Here is a 19822-nt window from a genome sequence, read left to right on the forward strand (position 1 = left end):
GATGCGGCCTCCGGTCCGCGTCCCGCCCGGCTTGACCGCGGGGCCCGGAAGTTGATACTCGTCCTCGCCATGAAACCCAAGGTCGGCAGCCGCGCGCGGCCCCAGGCCCCGCGTCCATCCCCGGCACCCCACTTCTCCTCTCCCGCCGTCGCCTCGGCGCTGGGACTGGCCGCCCTGCTGGTGACCATGGGCGCCCGCCTGATGCCCTCACTGGGCCTCGCCTTCTACAACGACGACTTCGTGTACATCGACGCCGTGAGCCGCCGGGGCTGGCTGGAGGGGCTGCTGCATCCGCTGCGCATCGGCGGCTACCTGCGGCCCTTCTCGCGGGACCTCCACTTCGCGCTGGGCAACCGGGTGCTGGGGATGGACGCCTTCGGCTACCACCTGGTGAACCTGGCGCTGGCGCTGCTGTGCACGGTGATGGTGTGGCGGCTGGGACGGCGCTGGATCGGTCCGCGCGGGGCGCTGCTGGCGGCCTCGCTGTTCGGTCTTTCGCACGCGCACGCGGTGCTGGTGGGGTGGATCAGCTGCGACCAGGACCTGTGGGCGCTGTGCTTCTCCCTGGCCTGCGCGCTGTGGCTGGGCTCCGGGCGCACCGCGCTCTCGGCGGCGGCGTTCGCGCTGGCGCTGCTGTCCAAGGAGAGCGTGGCCCCGCTGCCGCTGGCACTGGTGGCCCTGCTGGCCCAGGAGCGGCCGCACGGCAGGGCGTGGAGGGCGGTGGCGCCCCACTTCGTGGTGCTGGCGGTGTGGGCCGCGTGGTACGCGGCCGCCCGCGGCCCGGAGAGCTCGCTGCGCTGGGACGCGGAAGCGGCGCTGTGGCTGCCGCTGCGCTTCCTGCTGGCCGCCGGCGGCGTGGAGGGCGGCCGGCTGTGGCCGGCGGGCGTGACCGCGGCGCCGCCGTGGGCGCTGCTGGCAGGCGCGGGCTGCGTGGGTGCGGCGCTCGCCGCGCTGCGCCCCGTCCCGGAGGCTGCCCGCCGCGCGCTGCCGTGGCTTACCTGGGCGGCACTGGGCCTGCTCCCGGTGTTGCCGGTGGCGGGCCAGTGGAGCGCCTACTACTTCGCGTTCCCGCTGGCGGGACTCTACCTGGCCCTGGGCGCGCTGGCGGAGCGCTGGCCCTTCGCGGCGGTGGCGCCGCTGCCAGCGCTGCTGCTGCTGCTGGGCCAGGGCTCGCTCAACCTGGTCTACAACCCTTCCGCGCCGCGCCAGAGCCCGTGGATCTCCTCGGTGTCGGTGGGCCGGCTGGCCATGGGCTCGCGCATCGTGGTCGCCGCGCTGCGGCAGATCCCGGAGGTCCTGCCTGCTCCTCCGCGCGGCGCGCTGTTCGTCTTCAACGGCCTGCCCTTCCGCAACGGGCTGATCTCCGGCGACGGCCCGGCGATGCGGCTGCTGTACGCGGACACCACGCTGCGCGCCTGCTACCTGGGTGAGATCCAGGAGGGTTTCGACTTCGACCGCCCGCTGCTGGCCTTCTCGTGGGACGACCGCGCGGCCAGCTTCGGCTTCGCGCGCCTCGAAGGGGACGCGCTGCGCGCCTTCAAGTACGACCTCGAGATCTCCGGGCGCACCCGGGCTGCCCTGGCCGTGACGCGCCACGAGGCGCGCACGACGGGAGCGGCCGGGGCCGGTTCCGCCGCGTGGAATCTGGGGTATATGTTGTGGGAGTCCGGCGACACCGTCGCCGCGAAGGCGGAGTGGGCGCGCGCCGCGGGCGGGATCACGGCGGACGCGGGCGGCCCGCAGGAGTCGCTGGCGCGTTCGCGCGCCCTGCCGCCGGGACCGCAGCGGCTGGCGGCCCTGTTGCGGGCCCTGCGCTCGCACCCGCGCGACGGCCGGCTGCTGGCGGAGGCGGCCCGCGAGGCGCTGGCCCAGGACAACGACCTGGGAGTGGCGCTGTACTACCGGGCCTGCGTGGTGGCGCCCTACTCCGCGCCGCTGGCGCACGAGGCCCGCGAGGCACTGGCGGACCGGAACGTCCCCACCACCGTGGCCCTCGTGGATTCGGTGCTGCGCGAGGCGGCCGCCGGCCGGGCGCGCTGAACTGCCGGCCGGAACCCCCGGGGCCCGTCGCCCAGGACCGCCGGGTCCGCCGGCCGAAACCCCTGGGGCCCGTCGCCCGGGACCGTTGAGTCCGCCATCCCGGCCCGCCGGGCCGACCTGCCTACCCCCGCCGCAATCCCGAGTCGATCAGCTTGAGGCCTTTCAGCGTCAGGTGGGGATCCACCACCTGGATGGTGCGCGAGTCGCGCGCCACCAGCTCCGCCAGCCCGCCGGTGGCGATCACCTGGGCCCGCCCGCCCATCTCGCGGCGGATGCGGGCCACGATGCCGTCCACCTGGCCCACCGCCCCGTACACCACGCCGGCCTGGATGTTCTCCTCGGTGTTGCGCCCGATCGCCCGCGCGGTGCGGCGCAGTTCCACGCGCGCCAGCCGCGAGGCCTTGCGGAACAGCTCCTCGGCCGAGCTCTGCACGCCCGGCGCGATGGCCCCGCCGAGCACCGTGCCGCGCGCGGTGTAGGCGTCGAAGGTGGTGGCGGTGCCCAGGTCCACCACGATCGCGGGGCCGCCGTAGATCTCGTGGGCGGCCACGATGTTGGTGATGCGGTCCGCGCCCAGCGTGGACGGGTCGTACACCTTGTAGGTGAGCCCCAGGGGCAGCTCGTGGGTGACCACCAGCGTGCGGCGGCGGAAGAGCCGCTCCCCCACCATGGCCAGGTGCGGCGTGAGGTCGGGCACCACCGAACACAGCGCCATGCGGCCCCGCGCGGGGGACACGCCGGCGCGCCGCACCAGGTCCTCGAGGAGCAGCAGCATCTCGTCCTCGGTGCGGTGCGTGAGGCTGCTCAGGCGGTGGTGGGCCACCAGCCGGGCGCCGTCGAACACCCCGACCACCACGTTGGTGTTGCCCGCGTCCACGGCCAGCAGCAGGTCGGCGCGGGCGGCCGCGGGACCCCCCGGGGCGGACGCGGTGCGGCGGGACGGCTCAGGCGTGCGGCGGCGGGCTCGCGGCTGCGGCATCTCGGTTCTCCTTGGGTTTGCGCCGCACCATGAAGGCCACGGCGACGCTCAGGAAATACAGCGCCACGATGGGGATGCCGAGGAAGATCTGCGCCGAGGCCACGTCGCCCGGCGTGATCACGGCGGTCAGGATCAGGATCCCGATCACCGCGTGGCGCCACTTGCCCAGCAGGAACCTGGGGGTCACCAGGCCGATCCAGCTGAGGATCAGGGTGACCAGGGGCAGCTGGAACAGGATCCCGCACGCCAGGCACAGGTTGTACACGAATCCCAGCACGTCGTGGAGCCGCAGGACCTGCTGCATGCTGGGTGTCAGGAACGTCTCCATCACCTTGATGATGGCCGGGATCACCATGAAGAAGGCGAACGCGCCGCCCGAGGCGAACAACAGCAGCGAACTGAGCAGGATCGGCAGCACCAGCCGCCGCTCCTTGCGCATCAGCCCCGGCAGGATGAACATCCAGACCCGGTACAGCACGTACGGCAGGGAGAAGAGCAGCCCCAGGATGATGCTCAGGCGCATGCGCTCGTTGAAGCTCTCCATCACCGAGAGCACGATCACCTTCTTCACCGTGAAGTGCACGATGTACTCGAGCACCGCCGGGGAGAACATCCACCCGGCCATCGCGCCCACCGCGATCCCGATGGCCGAGTGCAGGATCACCCAGCGCAGCTCCTCCAGGTGCTCGAGGAAGTGCATTTCCCTGCGTGGTTCGCTCATCGCACCCTCGTGACCTGGCCCGCGTGGAAGGCCCGTTCCCCGGCGGCGGTGGCCAGCACCAGCGCACCGGCCGCGTCCACGGTGCGGACGGTGCCCCGCACCTCGGCGCCGCCCTCGCCGGCCCCCGCGAGACCGGCCTCGCGGCCCAGCAGGTCGAGACGGGCCAGGTACTCGTCGCGCACCGCCCCGAAGCCGCCCCGCTCCCAGGCGTCCACGCGGGTGTCGAGCCGCGCCCGCAGGAGATCCAGGAGACGCTCGGGGGTGACGGCCAGTCCTTCCGGCTCCAGCGAGGTGGCGGTCGCCGCCAGTTCCGGCGGCACCGCGCCCGCGCCGGTGTTGATGCCGATCCCGGCCACCACGGCGCCGGTCCCGCCGGCCACGCGCTCGCAGAGAATGCCCGCGACCTTGCGCCCGCGCAAGTCCACGTCGTTGGGCCAGCGCAGCGTCACGTCCGGGGCCCCCAGGTCCAGCGCCAGCGCGTCGCACACCGCCAGCCCGGTCACCAGCGCCAGCTGGGACTGTTCCGCCACCGGCCTCGCGGTCCGCACCAGCACGCTCGCCCACAGGCCCTGCCCCCGCGCGGAGCGCCACGCGCGCCCGTGCCGCCCGCGGCCCTGGAGCTGCTCCCCGGCCACCACCACGGTGCCGTGCGGCGCGCCGGCGCGCGCCAGGTCCGCGGCGCGGTCGTTGGTGGACCCGATGGACTCGTGGCGCTCGACGGGCCGGGGGGGCGGGATGGTCATTCCCAGTCCAGGGAGAACGGCAGCGCGGGGGCCGAGTGCGTGAGCGCCCCGACGGAGATGAAGTCCACCCCGGGAATCGCGTGCCGGCGCAGGTTTCCCAGGTGGATGCCCCCCGACACCTCGATCTCCGGGCGTCGGCGGCGGGGCACGGCGCCCATCAGCTTCAGGGCGGCGCGGATCCGCGCGGGCGTGAAGTTGTCCAGCATGATGCGGTCCACCGGCAGGTCGCGCGCCTCGCGCAGCTCCGCCATGCTCTGCACCTCCAGTTCCACGGTGAGGCGCGGGCGGCCCATGTCGGCCAGCGCCCGTCGCGCGCGGGCCACCGCCTTCGCCGGCCCCCCGGCCGCGCGGACGTGGTTGTCCTTGAGCAGCACCGCGTCGTGCAGGCCCATGCGGTGGTTGCGGCCCCCGCCCGCGCGCACCGCCGCCTTCTCCAGCAGCCTCAGCAGCGGGGTGGTCTTGCGGGTGTCCAGCAGCGTGACCCCGGTGCCCTTCAGCCGCGCCACGTGCGCGGCGGTCAGCGTGGCGATCCCCGAGAGGTGCGTCATGTAGTTCAGCGCGGTGCGCTCCGCCGAAAGGATGGCCGCGCGCGGCCCGCGCACGCGCAGGACCTTCGTGCCCGGGCGCACCTTCGCCCCGTCGCGGAGCAGGAGCCTCACGCGGAGCCGGGGCGAGAGCAGCCGGAAGGCCAGCTCCGCGGGCTCCCCGCCGGCGAGCACACCCGGCGCGCCGGCCACCAGCACCGCGGTGCCCGCCTGCCCGGGCGGAAGGCCCACGGCGGAGGTGACGTCGTGGGCCGCGCCGTCCTCGGACAGCGCCGCGGCCACGTGCGCCAGCAGCAGGGCGCGGATCTCGCGGGCGGAGCGTGGGCTCATGACTTGGGTTTCTCCCGTCGCGCGGCCACCCGCGCCTCGATCCTCTTCCGCACTCCCGGGCTCACCTGGCCCCGCGGGCGCTTCTTCTTCGCCACCGGCTGCCGGGACGCGGCGCGCGAGCGCGGAACGCCATCGTCGCCTTCGGCGCCGTTCCCCCCCCGCCGCACAGCCGCATATCCGCGCGGGGCGCCCTCGGCAGCCAGCGTGGTCTCCAGCTCCTCCAGCCGGTCGCGCAGCGACGCCGCCTTCTCGAACTCCAGGCCCCTGGCGGCCGCCAGCATCTCGCGCTCCAGCAGCTCCCGCATCCGGATGGGATCCCCGATGGCCTCCAGCTCCTCGCCGGGGCCGGCGGAGCCGTGCGCCGCCGCGTCGGCCACCTCGGTGGAGCGCATCACGTCCTCGATGCTCTTCACGATGGTGCGGGGCACGATGCCGTGCTCCGCGTTGTAGGCCAGCTGCTTCACGCGGCGGCGGTCGGTCTCGGCCATGGCGCGGCGCATGGAACCGGTCACGGTGTCGGCATACAGCAGCACCGTGCCCCCCACGTTGCGGGCGGCGCGCCCCGCGGTCTGGATCAGCGAGCGTTCGGAGCGCAGGAAGCCCTCCTTGTCCGCGTCCAGGATCGCCACCAGCGACACCTCGGGCAGGTCCAGCCCCTCGCGCAGCAGGTTGATGCCCACCAGCACGTCGAACTCCGCCAGCCGCAGGCCGCGCAGGATGTCCACGCGCTCCAGCGCGTCGATGTCCGAGTGCAGGTAGCGCACCCGCACCCCCGCCTGGGCCAGGTAGTCGGAGAGGTCCTCCGCCATGCGCTTGGTCAGCGTGGTGACCAGCACCCGCTCGTGGCGCTCCACCCGCAGGCGCACTTCCGACAGCAGGTCGTCGATCTGCCCGGCCACCGGGCGCACCACCAGCGGCGGGTCCACCAGCCCGGTGGGCCGGATCACCTGTTCCACCACCACGCCGCCGCAGCGGTCCAGCTCGAAGTTCGAGGGGGTGGCCGACACGTAGATGGTCTGCGGCACCAGCGTCTCGAACTCGTCGAAGCGCAGCGGCCGGTTGTCGAGCGCGGAGGGCAGGCGGAACCCGAAGTCCACCAGCGTCTGCTTGCGCGAGCGGTCGCCCTCGTACATGCCGCCGATCTGCGGCACGGTCACGTGGGACTCGTCCAGCACGCACAGGAAGTCCTTCGGGAAGTAGTCGATCAGGCACGCGGGCCGCTCCCCCGGCTGGCGGGCCGAGAGGTGGCGCGAGTAGTTCTCGATGCCCGGGCAGTAGCCCAGCTCCTGCAGCATCTCGAGATCATACTCGGTGCGCATCCGCAGGCGCTGGGCCTCCAGCGGCCGGGCCTGCGACTCGAACCACGCCACCCGCTCCTCCATCTCGGCGCGGATGCGGTCCAGCGCGGACACCAGTCGCGGCGCGGCGGTGACGAACTGCTTCGCCGGCCACACCTGCATCCGGTCGAGGCGCCTGCGGGTCTTCCCGGTGAGCGGGTCGATGACACCCAGCCGCTCCACCTCGTTGCCGGCCAGCTCGATGCGCAGCCCGTCCTCGTCGTAGGACGGACGGATCTCGATGACGTCCCCGCGCACCCGGAAGGTGCCGCGCCGGAAGTCCATGTCGCTCCGCCCGTACTGCAGCTCCACCAGCCGGCGCAGAATCTCGCCGCGCGGCATGTGCTGGCCGGGCTTGAGCGCCAGCACCAGCTCGCGAAAATCCTCCGGCGCCCCGATGCCGTAGATGCAGGAAACGCTGGCCACGATCACCACGTCGCGCCGCTCCAGCAGCATCCCGGTGGCGGCCAGCCGCAGCCGGTCGATGTCCTCGTTGATGGAGGCGTCCTTCTCGATGTAGGTGTTGGAGGCCGGCACGAAGGCCTCGGGCTGGTAGTAGTCGTAGTAGGAGATGAAGAAGCCCACGCCGTTCCCGGGGAAGAACTGCTTGAGCTCGCCGTAGAGCTGCGCCGCGAGCGTCTTGTTGGGTGAGATCACCAGCGTGGGCCGGTCCACCTGCGCGATCACGTTGGCGATGGTGAAGGTCTTGCCCGAGCCGGTGACCCCCAGGAGCGTCTGGTGCGGGGCGCCGCGCTTCAGGCCGTCGGTGAGCGCGGCGATGGCCTCGGGCTGGTCGCCGCGCGGCTCGTAGGGAGCGTGCAACTCGAAGGACATGGCAGGAAGAATAGCACACCCGGCCGCGCCGGGGAGCGGGCCGGGTGTGTGTGCCGGAAGGCCCGGCACGGTCGGGGTCCGCAGCGCGGCGGGTGCCGGCGGCGGGGGCCCCGCGCGGCGGCCCGTGCGCCCGGGCCTACCAGGTCTGTCGCAGGGTGTAGGTGACCACGACCTCGCCGTCGGCCGCCACCGTCACCGGGAACTCCAGCGTCGTCGCGTCGCGCTTGCGGAAGTCCTGGCTCTTGCGGATCACGCTCCAGTCGCCCCACGCGCGCTCCACCACCACCACCGTGACCGCCTCCTTCTTGTGGTTGCGCACCTTCACTTCGAAGGAGGTCTCGCGCGTGCGGTCGCTGACGGCGCGGGAGTCGGTCTGCTTGCGCTCCCCCACCACGTCGAAGGCGTTGCCGATGTGCACCCGCAGCATCTCGTCCTTGGGAGTGTGGTCGATGGCGTCCTCGCCCGCGAACTGCAGCGCCTTCGAGGCGTCCTCCTGGTACACCCGCACCTTGCCCTTGGGCAGCGGGATGCCCAGGCCGTCGAGCTTGCTGTTTTTCGCCTCCAGGGTCACCTGCACCTTCTTCGCGTTGCGCGCCCCGTCGTAGGTGTAGACCTTGCGGCTCTTCAGGCGGGTGGTGGGAAACAGCGCCAGCTGCTTGATCTCGCGATCGGCCACCGTGGCCGGGCGCTGCAGCGTGTAGAGGTGGTACTCGGAGAAGGTCTCCTCCTCGAACTGCCGGGAGTCCGCGGCCTTGAGCGCCATCACTTCCATGCCCCTGCCGCGGGGCACGGCGGGCGGCTCCGGCTCCACTCGGTTCACCTCGCCGGCCACCAGCTTCAGCATCGCGTTCTCGTAGGTGGCCCCGGAGCGGTTGTCGATGCTCACCCAGCCGGCGAGGTCCATGCGGTCCCCGGACTCGGAGGCTACCGCCACGTACTCGGAGTGCCACGAGATGCCCGTGGTGAGGTAGCGCAGCTCGGCGGGGTGCCGGCCGCCGTCGCCCTCCACGGTCCACTGCAGCGTCGGGCGCGTGATCAGCCCGCCGGGCAGCTTTCCGTAGCGGACTTCCTGGATCTGCGCGCGCTCCAGGCCCACCAGGCCCTCGCCCTCGCGCAACAGCAGCGAGCCGCCCTCGAAACTGAGCAGCGTGCCGGCGTGCAGCTTGCCGTCCTTGGTGAGCACCTCCAGCGGCGAGTCCACGTACTTCTGGAGCAGTCGCTCGGAGCTGACCAGGTCGAACTGGAAGTTCTGCTCCAGCACCTGGACGGCGCCGGGGTCGTCCACCGCCTGGAAGTGGACCGAGGTGGGGTCGATCTGGGAGGCCACGTCGGTGAAGCGGATCTCGCCCGCGCCGCTCGGGAAGGACAGCGTGCGGTGGTCCTTCACCAGCGCCAGGTTGTCATTGTAGATGGTCAGCGCCACCGAGCGGTCCGCGCCGCCCGCGCCGCCGGGGCCGCCAGGCGCCGGCGCGAAGCCCAGCGCGGCGAGCGCCACCACGTGGATCCAGTGCGACTTTCGCATCAGCCTCTCCTTTGCGGGTCCGGGGACACCCCCGGCTTCACAGGAGAGGACGCCGCGGACGGGGGGAATATTCCGTGCCTACCCGATGGCCTTGAGCGCCCTCTCCACCTTGTCGCGCACCCCGGCCAGCTCCTCCACCTTGCCCCGCTCCCGCTCCACCACCTCGGGACGGGCCTTGGTCAGGAAGTCCTGGTTGGAGAGCTTCTTGCGGGCGTTGAGCAGCAGGCCCTCCACGCGCTCCAGCTCGCGGGCCAGGCGGTCCCTCTCCGCGGCCAGGTCGATCAGGCCCGCCAGCGGCAGGTAGATCTCGCAGCCCGCCGCCACCGCGGAGGCGCATGCCGCGGGCTTGGCCAGCGCGGCGCCGATCTCCAGCGTTTCGGCCCGGCACAGGGAGCGAATCAGCGCCGCGGACTCCCGCAGCCGCTCCACCTCGCCGGCCGGCGCCTGCACCAGCACCTTCACCGGCTGGCCGGGGGAGACATTCATCTCGGAGCGCAGCGTGCGGACGGCGGTGATCACCTCCTGCAGCTGCTGCAGCTCCTGCACCACCTCGGGCCGCCGCCACGCGGCCTTCTGCTTCGGCCACGCCGCCACCGGCAGGCGCTCGTCGGCCTTGCGGCCCGGCAGCGACTGCCACAGCTCCTCGCTCACGAAGGGCATGAACGGGTGCAGCAGGCGCAGGGTGTCGTCCAGCACCCGCACCGCCGTCCAGCGCGCCGCCTGCGCGGCCTCGCCGCCCTCCTGGAAGGCGGTCTTGGCCAGTTCCAGGTACCAGTCGCAGTACTCGCCCCACAGGAAGTGGTACACGGCGTTGGCGGCGTCGTTGAAGCGAAACGTCTTCATGCAGCGGTTGACGTCCTTGATGGCCTCGTTGCGCCGGTCCAGGATCCACCGGTCGGCCAGCGAGAACTTCAGTTGCGACTCGCGCACCTTCGCGGGATCGAAGTCCCCGCTGTTCATCAGCACCAGGCGGGTGGCGTTCCACACCTTGTTGGCGAAGTGCCGGCCGGTCTCGCAGCGGGCCTCGTCGAACACCAGGTCCTGGCCCGGCGGGGTGAGCGAGATCATGGTGAAGCGCACCGCGTCGGCGCCGTACTTCGACATCAGGTCCATGGGCTCGGGCGAGTTGCCCAGCGACTTGCTCATCTTCCGACCCTGGGTGTCGCGCACGATGGAGTGGAAGAAGACGTGCGAGAAGGGGACCTCCCCCATGAACTCCAGCCCGGCCATGATCATGCGCGCCACCCAGAAGAAGATGATGTCGGCGCCGGTGCTCAGGAACGCGGTGGGGTAGAAGTACCGGAGGTCCTCCGTCGGCTCGGGCCAGCCGAGCGTGGAGAACGGCCACAGCCACGACGAGAACCAGGTGTCCAGCACGTCCTCGTCCTGCTTCAGGCCGGCGGAGCCGCACTTCGGGCAGGCCGCGGGGGTGACGGAATCCACGATGATCTCGCCGCAGCCGCAGGTCCACACCGGGATCCGGTGGCCCCACCACAGCTGCCTCGAGATGCACCAGTCGCGGGTGTTCTCCAGCCAGTGCACGTACACCTTGTTCCACCGCTTGGGGTAGAACTTGACCTTGCCCTTGCGGTGCACCGCCAGCGCGGCGTCGGCCAGCGGCTTCATCTTCACGTACCACTGGGGGGACAGGCGCGGCTCGATGGGCGTGTGGCAGCGGGAGCACTCGCCGGGCGAGAGATCGTAGGGCTCGATCTTCGCGACCAGCCCGCGGTCCTGCAGCGCGGCCACGATGCGCTCGCGCGCCTCGAAGCGGTCCATGCCGGCGTAGTCCGCCGCGTTTTCGTTCATGGTGCCGTCGGCGTGCATCACGTTGATGGCCTCGAGGCCGTGCCTCTGGGCCACCCAGAAGTCGTTGGCGTCGTGGGCCGGGGTGATCTTCACCGCACCGGTGCCGAACTTGGGGTCCACGTAGTCGTCGGCCAGGATGGGGATCTCGCGGCGCAGGATGGGCAGGATGGCGGTCTTGCCGCGCAGCGCCTTGTAGCGGGAGTCCCGGGGATGCACCGCCACGGCCACGTCACCCAGCATGGTCTCCGGCCGGGTGGTGGCCACGGTGATGAACTTGTCCCGGGTGCCGGCGACGGGGTACTTGAGGTGCCACAGGTGGCCGGGGCGGTTCTCGCGGTCCACCTCCTCGTCGGAGAGCGCGGTGAGGCAGCGCGGGCACCAGTTCACCACGTAGCTGCCGCGGTAGATCAGCCCCTTGCGGTACAGCCGCACGAACACCTCGCGCACCGCGTGCGAGAGGCCCTCGTCCATGGTGAAGCGCTCGCGGCTCCAGTCGAGCGAGCAGCCCAGCAGCCGCAGCTGCTGCTGGATGATCCCGCCGTACTCGTGCTTCCACTCCCACACCCGCGCCACGAACGCCTCGCGGCCCAGGCTCTCCTTGGATACACCCTGGTCCTTGAGGTGGCGCTCCACCACGTTCTGGGTGGCGATGCCCGCGTGGTCGGTGCCCGGGAGCCAGAGGGTGTTGGAGCCCTCCATGCGCTTCCAGCGCACCACCGCGTCCTGCAGGGAGTTGTTGAGCACGTGTCCCATGGTGAGCCGGCCCGTGACGTTGGGCGGGGGAATCACCACCGTGAAGGGCTTGCGGTCCGGGTCCGGCTGGGGCGTGAACAACCCGCGCTCGATCCAGTCGGCATACCAGCGCGACTCGACCCGCGAGGGATCGTAGGTCTTCTCGAGGCCCGGATCGGGCAAGGAACCACCTCCGGTGGGGGTCCGGCGCGCGGCTTGGCCCGCTGCGCCATCGTGCGCGAACGTATCGTCTTCCGAGGCTGGGACAAAGTATCAGATGCGCAGAATGGAAGCAACGCGGGGCCCGGCCCGTTGATTGACACCGCCCGCCGCGGAACCTAGCATGCGCGCATGCGAATCCCATGGTCACCGATCCTCGCGGCGCTCCTGGCGCTGGCCGCCGCGGCCGGTCCCGCGCGCTCCTCCGGGGCGGCGCCGCCCGAGCGGCTGCCCGCCGGCCACTGGAGCTACGGCGACCTCGAGGAGCTCTCGGTCGCCGGCGCGCTGGACTCCCTGTGGCTGTACGTGCGGCCCCTCTCCCGCGGGGAGGTGGCCGCGGCGCTGCTCCGGGGCGCCGCCGTGGCCGGAGGCGATCCCCGCCAGGCCCGGCTGCTGCGCGAGTTCGCGCAGGAGGCCAGGGAACTGGACCCCGCGCAGGCCCCCGGCTTCACGCGCCACCTGGTGGACCAGCGGGACGGCTCCACTTCCCTGCGCGCCTGGCCCACCGCCCGCGCGGGGCTCTCGCGCGAGCCCGGCCGTGGCTGGGGCTCCGACGCGCTCACGCAGCTGGGGTTCCAGGCCGCGTTCCTGGCGCGCCCTCACTGGGCCGTGTACAGCGACATGCTGGCGCGCCGGTACGAGCACAGCCGCACCTACGCCGATCCGCTGTTCACCGACACCGACATCACGTTCCTCACCCAGCAGGCGTACGTGGCGGCCTCCTTCGCGCCGCTCACGGTGGCCCTGGGGCGGGACCGCGTGCGCTGGGGGCTGGGCCAGGAGGGCAGCCTGATCCTGGGCGACGGCGCCGACGCCATGAGCCTGGTGGAGTACTCGGTGGACTGGCGCCGGCTGCACGCCACCGCGCTCACCGCGCTGTTGCGGCCCGGCGGCGGCGAGTACCTGTCGGGCCACCGCCTGGAATGGCGCCCGGCGCGCCGGTGGTTCGTGGGCTTGAGCGAGGTGTCCCGCTACGCGTCGAAGCAGCCCGAGCCGCTCTACATCTCCGGCATCATCCCGTACACGCTGGTGCAGCGGTTGCTCGCCGCGGACGACCAGGCGGGCGGCGGGCCGAGCCCGCGCAACAACATCATGGTGTCCCTGGAGGGAGCCTGGCGGCCGGTGGCCGGCGTGCAACTGGGGGCGACCCTGCTCATCGACGACCTGCCGCGCAAGTCCACCCAGCCCGCGGCGCGCACCGGCTACCAGGCGAACCTGCTCGCGACCCGCCCGCGGAGCGCCCGCCCGGCCACCCTGAGGGTGGAATGGACCCGCATCCGAAACTACGTGTACTCAGTGTTTTACGGCGAGGACTACATCCACCACGGAAGCTCCCTGGCGTACCCGCTGGGCCCCGATCTCGAGCGGCTCACGGGCCGGGTCTCGGTGGACCTGTGCCCGGATGTGAAGGCCTGGGTGGCCGCGGACTACCTGGCCAAGGGTGAGGGCGCGCTGGGCGACTACCTGGACGTGAGCCACCCCGGAATCCAGTCCCCGCCGGGGGAGTTGCAGGGCGTGGTGGAGAAGACGCTGCGCCTGGACGCCGGCGCGCTCTTCTTCGCGCGCGACAACCTGCAGGCCCGCGGCAGCCTCGGCTGGAACCGCACGCGAAACGCCGGACACCTGGAAGGCGTCCGGCGTGACGAAGTGGTCGGGGCCCTCTCGCTCGAGGGCCGCTGGTAGCGCGACGGCCTGCGGCCGGCGCCGGCCGGCCCGGCTAGGCGGCCTTCATCTCCCCCTCCTCGGCGGCGGGCTCCCCCGCCGAAGCCGGCGCGACCCGCGGCAGGCGCACCGTGAAGGTCGTCCCCTGGCCCACCTGGCTGCGCACTGCGATCTCCCCCCCGTGCAGTTCCACGATGGCCTTCGAGATCACCAGCCCCAGCCCGGTGCCGCCGATCTTCCGCGTGGCGGAGGCGTCCACCTGCTGGAAGCGCTGGAACAACTTCGGCAGGTCGGCCTCGGCGATGCCGTCGCCGTGGTCCTCGATGTCGATCTCCGCGAAGCCGGGGTCCTCGCGCAGGCGCACCACGATCTCGGTCGAGGGCGGCGAGAACTTCACGGCGTTCCCCAGCAGGTTGGTGAGCACCTGGCCCACCCGGTGCGGGTCCACCTCGGACTCGCCGCCGGGCACGGGCAGCTCCAGGCGCAACACGATCTGCTTCTTGTCCACCAGCGAACGCATGTTCACCGCCGCGTTGCGGCACACGTCGGACAGGTTCACCAGGCTCCGGGACAGCTGCATGCGGTTGGCTTCCAGCTTGGAGAAGTCCAGGATGTCGTTGATCAGCATCATCAACCGCTCGGCGTTGGCCTCGCAGATCTCGAGCAGCTCCTTCTGCTGCGGCTTCACGTCCCAGTAGGACGGGTTTCCCAGCAGCTCCAGCGAGCCGCGGATGGCCGTGAGCGGCGTGCGCAGCTCGTGGGAGACCACCGCCACGAACTCGGACTTGAGCCGGTCCAGCTCGCGGGTCTTCTCGAACAGCTGGGCGTTGCGGATGGCGTTGCTGGCCGCGCTGGCGTACAGGGTCATCAGGTCCGTGGCCGCGGCGTCGAAGCCCCCGTCCCGGTCCACAGCCACCAGCAGCCCGAAGGCCCCGCCGCTGGCCGTGAGCGGCACGCCGGCCGCCGAGGAGGCGTGCAGCAGGCCGATCGAATCGTCGGCGTCGAACTCCGGGTTGCCGTGCGCGGCGCAGAAGCCGTGCGGATCGGCCGCGCCGCGGCCGAGCACGCCCTCGCCGGAGTGGAACCCGATGGACTTCACCACCGCCGGGTCGGCCCCCGAAACCCCCTCGCCGGTGAAGTTGCCGGACTCCTCGTCCTTGAGGAACACCACGCAGGCGCGCGCCTCCAGCAGCTCGCGCATCTTATCGGTGACCACCGACAGGGTGGTGGAAAGCGACAGCGACGCGCTGACCTCGCGGCTCATCTCGAACAGCGTGCGCAGCGTGCGGGTGGCCGCGTCCACGCGGGCCTGCAGGCTCTCCTCGCTGTCCTTCAGCTTCTCGTTGGCCAGCGTGAGGCACGCCACCAGCCGGCGGTTCTCCTCGCCCAGCCGCTTGCCGCGCAGCGTCCTCTCGGCCACCTGGCTCACGGCCAGGAGGTCGAACGGCTTCATGATGAAGTCGCTCGCGCCGGAGTGCATGGCCTCGATCGCCACGTTCAGCGAGGCGTGACCGGTGATCACCAGGACCCCGGTCTCGGGATTGCGCCGCTTCGCGGCGCGCACCACGTCCAGGCCGCTGGCCCCGGGGAGGTTGATGTCGGTCAGGATCAGGTCGTATTCCTCGTCGCGGATGCGATCCATGGCCTGCGGACCGTCCGAGGCGGAGTGCACCTCGTAGCCCTCCTCGCCGAAGAAGTCGAGGAAGACGTCGAGCACCCCCTTCTCGTCGTCGACGATGAGGATCTTTTCGCGCCGGCCGGCCGGGGCGGGCCCGCCCGCGCCGGGAGCCCCGGCGGGGGCGCTGAATCCGGGGGACGACCCGTACGGGGAGGCCATGGTCAGTTCACCCGCGCCGCGCCCGCGCCGGCCGCGGCCGGCGCGCAGGGCGCCTGGATGCAGTTGCGGCCCGCCTTCTTGGCCAGGTACAGGGCCTGGTCGGCCTTGCGCACCAGGTCCTCCTCCGCCTTGCCGTCCACCGGGTAGCTGGCCACACCCAGGCTCACCGTGACCTTGCGACGGCGCGGAAAGTGGTGGGCCTCCACCGAGGCCCGCAGCCGCTCGGCCGCCAGCAGCGCGCCTTCGCGCGGCGTGTGCGGCAGCAGCACCACGAACTCGTCGCCGCCGTAGCGGACCACCACGTCCGAGGTGCGCGCCCAGGCCTTGAGCAGGCGGCCCATCTCCACCAGCACCTGGTCACCGGACTCGTGGCCGTGGGTGTCGTTGAACTGCTTGAAGTGGTCGATGTCCAGGAACACCAGCGAGAAGGGATGCAGGTACCGCTGCGAGAGCGTGGCCTGCTGCTGCAGGCGGTCCTGGAAGTAGCGCCGGTTGTACACGCTGGTCAGCTCGTCCGTGACGGCCATGGCCTTGATGCTCTGGTAATGGAGCATGTGCTCGATGGTCGCGGCGGCCAGCGAGGAGGCCAGGATCAACAGCTCCTTGTCGCGCTCCGCGAACGCGTGGGCGCACGAGTGGCTCAGGTTCACCACCCCGATGAGCTCGGAGCCCACCAGCAGCGGAACCGACAGGAAGCTGCGCACCACCGGCAGGCCCGGCTGGGCCTCGCGGCGCAGATCGTTGAGCAGCACCGGCCGGCGCTCCTTCGCCACCCAGCTGGAGAAGCCGTAGCCGTGGTCGAAGCGGACCCCGCGGATCAGGTCCACGCGCTCGCCCTCCTGGTGTGCCAGCTCCAGGTCGTGGGCGCCCCGGCGGACCAGGTACAGCGAGCCGTTCTCGTAGGCGACCAGCTGTTTGAGCAGCGCCATCACCCCCGCGAACACGGCCCCGGGGTCGTCGGTCTCCTGGATCACCCGGCTCATCTTGAGCAGCAGCGCCAGCTCACCCCGGTCGCCGGCGGTGGGCTTCTCGTGCTTCTTGAGCGCGGTGAGCAGCTTCTCGTTCACCTTGCTGCACTCACCGAGGCACTGGGCGGGGCGCTTCTCGTCCATGAGCTTCTCGAGCTTGAGCGTGGCGGCCTCGGCGTCCTTGCCGGGCAGCGCGCCGCGGGTGCTCAGCAGTTTCACGATGCGCTGCTGGCTCTTGAGGAAATGCGTGCTGGCCTCGAAGAGACCCCGCGCACCGCGTCCGTTGCGTGCCTTCATCGTTCCCCCTTGAGGATCGCCGCCGCCCGGTGGCCCACCGCCCCGGGCCGGACCGGCCTACAGCTGGAACTGCGACTTCTCGGCCTCGAATGCGGTCTTGAGTTCCGTGCTCAGCCACGCGGAGTCCGGGGCGCCGAACTGCAGCAGCTTCCCCGCCTCGCAGGCCTCGATTTCCAGTTCCGGGAGCGGCTCCAGCCCCAGGCCCAACCCCTTCGACGCGCGGCCGGCCAGCTCCACCGCGGCCCACATCGCCGGGTTGGGCCCGGCGCCCGCGCGGTGGTGGTGCTGCACCCCGTCCACCAGCAACGCGGGCAGCTTCCAGTGCCGGAGCACCGAGGCGCCGGCGTCGGCGTGGTCGAAGCCGTACCGCCCGCGTTCCGCGTCGGCGAAGCTCCGGTGTTCCTCCCGCACCTCCGCCACCAGGTCCGCGTAGTCCTCGCCCTTGAAGCGCGCAAGAGCCGTCTTTCCCACATCGTGCAGCAACCCCGCCACGAACGCGTCATCCGGGTGCGCCCCGCCGCGGCGGCGCATCAGCAGCCGCGCGCCCAGCGCGGTGGCCACCGCGTGCTCCCACAGGCCCTGCTGCAGCGGGGCCACCGCCTCGCTGCCGCGCCCGCGGAACGGCAGCGCCTCCACCAGCACCAGGTTGCGCAGCGCCCGGAACCCGAGTCTCGTGACGGCCTGCAGCACGTTGGTGATCGGTTCCGTGGGCGCGTAGTACGAGGAATTCGCGGTCTTGAGCACCTTGGCCGTCAGGGCCGGGTCCATGCTCAGGACGCGCGCGATGTCCATGGCGTCGGTGTCGGGATGTTCCGCCATCTCGAAGAGGCGCGTGGCCACCACCGGCATCGCCGGAAGGTCGCGGGTCAGTTGCAGCGGCAGTTCCAGGACCGGCTGTGTCGGGTGCACGATTCGGATTTCCTTTCTCGAGCTGCTGTCCTTCCCAATGGCCTGCGGCTCCGGGCGGAACGCCCGGACCTAACTCCTGGTGCCCGCCTCGAGCGTCCCGAGACGCATCATCCACTGGATCTCCCGGAGCCCCACGCGGAGCCTCCTCGAGATCTCCTCCGCCGAGAGCCCCTCCGCCAGCAGCTGCTCGACGCGCTCCAGCACCCCGGCGGCGTCCAGACGGGGCGCGGCGCCCCGTGCCTCCTCCGCGGCGGCGAGGGCGGGCAGCGCATCCGCCTCCGGCATCCGGAACGGCGCGGCCGACGGCGAGGCGGGCGCGCTCTCGCCCTCCGGGCCGGCGGCCGCCTCCGCGGCGTCCCGCTGGCTGCGCCGGATCCAGCGCGACCACTGCGCCTCCCGTTCCTGCCACTCGCGCTCCCAGCGGCTCCGCTCCGCGCGCAACTCTTCGATGGTGCCCTGGAGCTCCAGGGCCAGCGCCTTGAGGCTCGCCGACTCCGAGGCGGCCGCGGGCGCCGCGACCGGCGCGGAGGTGCGCGCGACGCGCGGGGAGGCCGGACGCAGAAGGCCCTCGCCCGCTCGCCCGCTCGCCAGCGGTCGCAGCAGCGCCCGCAGGTGGCGGCGCTGGGCCCAGGCCAGCACCAGGCTGAATGCGATCAGCGCGGCGGACACCCCCAGCCCCAGCACCGCCCCGAGGTCCGCGGTCACGGCTGCCGCCGGATTCGCGGCGCCGTCGGCCGGGCCCGCGGCGGCCGGCGCGGGCCCCGCGGCCGGGACGACGAGCTCCGAGCGTTCCAGCGCGACGCGCGCGGCGAAATCTCCGGGATCCGTTCCGTCCGCCTGCGACGGACGCGACGGGTCGGCCGCCGGCGTCGGCGGGCCGGCCTGCGCCGGCAGGACGGCGGACGCGGTCGACGGCGCCGGGGCTCCGGCGGCGTGCGCCGCGCCGGCCGCAGCCAGCATCAGGGCGGTGAGGATCAGGGCTCGGATCTTCATGATCGTGTCCTCGGGGCCGCGCTCGGGACGGCGGCCCGGGTCGAGTTGAACCTGCGAATCAGTTTGTGGTCCGCTTCAGACCGTGATGTCGATGTGGCCGGGCTCGTTCCCGGCGTCCCCGCCGTGGGCGGCGGTCCCGGCTGGAGCCGCCGGCGCCGCCGCGTCCGCTTCCGCGTCCGCGCGTTCTTCCGTTGGGTCTTCCACCGCCGCCATGGCTTCCAGCATCTCCTCGTCCGGCGGCGGATCGTCCAGCAGCCCCTCGTCCCGCTCCTCCCCGCCATCCTCCGCGGAGTCCCCGGTGCCGGCGGTGCCATTCTCCGCCCCGCCCTCGAACGAACCCAGCGCGTCGCCTTCCACCCGCTCGGCCAGGTTCACCTGGTTGCGCCGCTGGTCCACGCGCTGCGCGAACTGCTGCACCCCGGTGCGCTGGTCCAGGCTCACCTGCCGCTGTTGCGCGTCCTGCACCCGGTCCACCTGGGTGGTCTGGAGCACGGACTGGGTCAGTCCGCGGACATCCGTCATCTCCCTGCGGCCGCGCCTAGGCGGCCTCCCCCATCATGACCTTGCGGACCCGCCCGCGCAGGCGCACCAGCGCGCAGGTGTGCACCTGGGACACCCGCGACTCCGAGATGTCCAGGGTCTCCCCGATCTCCCGCAGGGTCATCTCCTCGAAGTAGTACAGCGCGATCACCAGGCGCTCCTGCTCCGGCAGCTGGTTGACCGCCTCGGCCAGCAGTTCCTTGTCTTCCTCGGACTCGATGGCCTGCAGCGGATCGTCGTCCACCGCCAGGTCCAGGCAGCTCTCCAGCGTGCCGGAGTCGTGGTCGTCGCCGTGCGCCGGCTTGTCCAGCGAGAGCAGCACGGTGCCCTTGATCTCGTCGATCAGCTGGAGGTACTCGCTCAGGGGGATCTTCAGCTCCCGGGCGATCTCCAGCTCGGAGGCCGGCCGGCCGTGCTTCTGGTCCAGCCGGCGGCAGACTTCCTCGATCTCGCGGGCCTTGCGGCGGGTGGAGCGCGAGGCCCAGTCCAGCGAGCGCAGCTCGTCGAGCACCGCGCCCCGGATGCGCCACACCGCGTAGGTCTCGAACTTGGTGCCCTTGCCGGCGTCGTACTTCTCCAGGGCGTCCAGCAGCCCCAGCACGCCGGCCGAAAACAGGTCCTCCTGGTCCACGTTCCGCGGCAGCCCGGCCGCGATGCGGCTCACCACGTACTTCACCAGCGGCGCGTACTGGGTGAGCACGGCCTGCTTGACCTTCTGGTTCGCCCGGCGGCTGCGGTCGGAGCGCTCGACGAACGTCCGGACCACCTTCTCAGGATTGACTGCACCTCGCATGTCGTCGGCTCT

Annotated in this window: 15 protein-coding genes; 2 read left to right on the plus strand and 13 right to left on the minus strand. The window is 72.1% G+C overall.

All coding sequences use genetic code 11. From position 1 onward, the window contains the following. The first annotated feature begins 69 nt into the window (after window positions 1-69). Window positions 70-2040: a glycosyltransferase family 39 protein gene (locus tag HZB25_08600; protein MBI5837290.1), complete on the plus strand. Its 1971-nt coding sequence runs from the start codon at window positions 70-72 to the stop codon at window positions 2038-2040. A gap of 121 nt (window positions 2041-2161) precedes the next feature. Here HZB25_08600 and HZB25_08605 read toward each other — a convergent pair whose 3' ends face one another. The 7 genes from HZB25_08605 to HZB25_08635 all read right to left on the minus strand — a co-directional run bounded on the left by HZB25_08605 (window position 2162) and on the right by HZB25_08635 (window position 11775). After that, window positions 2162-2929 (minus strand): type III pantothenate kinase, encoded by a 768-nt coding sequence (locus HZB25_08605; GenBank protein ID MBI5837291.1) that lies wholly within the window; start codon window positions 2927-2929, stop codon window positions 2162-2164. Between the two features lie 55 nt (window positions 2930-2984). After that, entirely contained in the window at window positions 2985-3740 is a 756-nt protein-coding gene (gene tatC / locus HZB25_08610) for a twin-arginine translocase subunit TatC (protein ID MBI5837292.1), read from the minus strand. Next, window positions 3737-4483 (minus strand): biotin--[acetyl-CoA-carboxylase] ligase, encoded by a 747-nt coding sequence (locus HZB25_08615; protein MBI5837293.1) that lies wholly within the window; start codon window positions 4481-4483, stop codon window positions 3737-3739. The genes tatC and HZB25_08615 overlap by 4 nt, the downstream gene beginning before the upstream one ends. Continuing rightward, window positions 4480-5358 carry a carboxylating nicotinate-nucleotide diphosphorylase gene (gene nadC / locus HZB25_08620; GenBank protein ID MBI5837294.1) on the minus strand — a complete coding sequence of 293 codons (879 nt, stop codon included), beginning with the start codon at window positions 5356-5358 and terminating at the stop codon, window positions 4480-4482. Before nadC ends, HZB25_08615 begins: the two co-directional genes overlap by 4 nt. Beyond that, a complete protein-coding gene (gene uvrB, locus HZB25_08625; GenBank protein MBI5837295.1) occupies window positions 5355-7529 on the minus strand; it encodes an excinuclease ABC subunit UvrB in 2175 nt (724 codons plus the stop codon). Before uvrB ends, nadC begins: the two co-directional genes overlap by 4 nt. Before the next feature lie 136 nt (window positions 7530-7665). Continuing rightward, entirely contained in the window at window positions 7666-9051 is a 1386-nt protein-coding gene (locus HZB25_08630; GenBank protein MBI5837296.1) for a hypothetical protein, read from the minus strand. 78 nt (window positions 9052-9129) lie between these two features. Further along, entirely contained in the window at window positions 9130-11775 is a 2646-nt protein-coding gene (locus HZB25_08635; GenBank protein MBI5837297.1) for a valine--tRNA ligase, read from the minus strand. A gap of 168 nt (window positions 11776-11943) precedes the next feature. Here HZB25_08635 and HZB25_08640 point away from each other — a divergent pair, with 168 nt between their 5' ends. Further along, window positions 11944-13494, plus strand: a complete 1551-nt coding sequence (locus tag HZB25_08640) for a hypothetical protein (GenBank protein MBI5837298.1) — start codon at window positions 11944-11946, stop codon at window positions 13492-13494. 34 nt (window positions 13495-13528) lie between these two features. On the opposite strand, the gene HZB25_08645 is transcribed toward HZB25_08640, so the two are convergent. The 6 genes from HZB25_08645 to HZB25_08670 form a co-directional block, all read right to left on the minus strand. Continuing rightward, a complete protein-coding gene (locus HZB25_08645) occupies window positions 13529-15310 on the minus strand; it encodes a response regulator (GenBank protein MBI5837299.1) in 1782 nt (593 codons plus the stop codon). Window positions 15311-15312: 2 nt separating this feature from the next. Further along, window positions 15313-16575 carry a sensor domain-containing diguanylate cyclase gene (locus HZB25_08650; GenBank protein MBI5837300.1) on the minus strand — a complete coding sequence of 421 codons (1263 nt, stop codon included), beginning with the start codon at window positions 16573-16575 and terminating at the stop codon, window positions 15313-15315. Window positions 16576-16632: 57 nt separating this feature from the next. After that, on the minus strand, window positions 16633-17484 hold the full coding sequence (locus HZB25_08655) for an HDOD domain-containing protein (protein MBI5837301.1): 852 nt from the start codon (window positions 17482-17484) through the stop codon (window positions 16633-16635). 69 nt (window positions 17485-17553) lie between these two features. Beyond that, window positions 17554-18477, minus strand: coding sequence for a hypothetical protein (locus HZB25_08660; protein MBI5837302.1), 924 nt, complete (start codon window positions 18475-18477; stop codon window positions 17554-17556). A 75-nt stretch (window positions 18478-18552) separates the two neighbouring features. Beyond that, a complete protein-coding gene (locus tag HZB25_08665; GenBank protein MBI5837303.1) occupies window positions 18553-18999 on the minus strand; it encodes a hypothetical protein in 447 nt (148 codons plus the stop codon). Between the two features lie 16 nt (window positions 19000-19015). Then, window positions 19016-19810, minus strand: coding sequence for a FliA/WhiG family RNA polymerase sigma factor (locus HZB25_08670; GenBank protein ID MBI5837304.1), 795 nt, complete (start codon window positions 19808-19810; stop codon window positions 19016-19018). Window positions 19811-19822 lie beyond the last annotated feature (12 nt).

The sequence above is a fragment of the Candidatus Eisenbacteria bacterium genome, from assembly GCA_016235265.1.
GTDB lineage: Bacteria > Eisenbacteria > RBG-16-71-46 > RBG-16-71-46 > JACRLI01 > JACRLI01.

Coding starts and splice junctions, on each gene's coding strand:
- HZB25_08600 (MBI5837290.1), top strand. CDS start 70: ATGAAACCCAAGGTCGGCAGCCGCGCGCGGCCCCAGGCCCCGCGTCCA.
- tatC (MBI5837292.1), bottom strand. CDS start 3,740: ATGAGCGAACCACGCAGGGAAATGCACTTCCTCGAGCACCTGGAGGAG.
- HZB25_08615 (MBI5837293.1), bottom strand. CDS start 4,483: ATGACCATCCCGCCCCCCCGGCCCGTCGAGCGCCACGAGTCCATCGGG.
- nadC (MBI5837294.1), bottom strand. CDS start 5,358: ATGAGCCCACGCTCCGCCCGCGAGATCCGCGCCCTGCTGCTGGCGCAC.
- uvrB (MBI5837295.1), bottom strand. CDS start 7,529: ATGTCCTTCGAGTTGCACGCTCCCTACGAGCCGCGCGGCGACCAGCCC.
- HZB25_08630 (MBI5837296.1), bottom strand. CDS start 9,051: ATGCGAAAGTCGCACTGGATCCACGTGGTGGCGCTCGCCGCGCTGGGC.
- HZB25_08640 (MBI5837298.1), top strand. CDS start 11,944: ATGCGAATCCCATGGTCACCGATCCTCGCGGCGCTCCTGGCGCTGGCC.
- HZB25_08645 (MBI5837299.1), bottom strand. CDS start 15,310: ATGGCCTCCCCGTACGGGTCGTCCCCCGGATTCAGCGCCCCCGCCGGG.
- HZB25_08650 (MBI5837300.1), bottom strand. CDS start 16,575: ATGAAGGCACGCAACGGACGCGGTGCGCGGGGTCTCTTCGAGGCCAGC.
- HZB25_08660 (MBI5837302.1), bottom strand. CDS start 18,477: ATGAAGATCCGAGCCCTGATCCTCACCGCCCTGATGCTGGCTGCGGCC.
- HZB25_08665 (MBI5837303.1), bottom strand. CDS start 18,999: ATGACGGATGTCCGCGGACTGACCCAGTCCGTGCTCCAGACCACCCAG.
- HZB25_08670 (MBI5837304.1), bottom strand. CDS start 19,810: ATGCGAGGTGCAGTCAATCCTGAGAAGGTGGTCCGGACGTTCGTCGAG.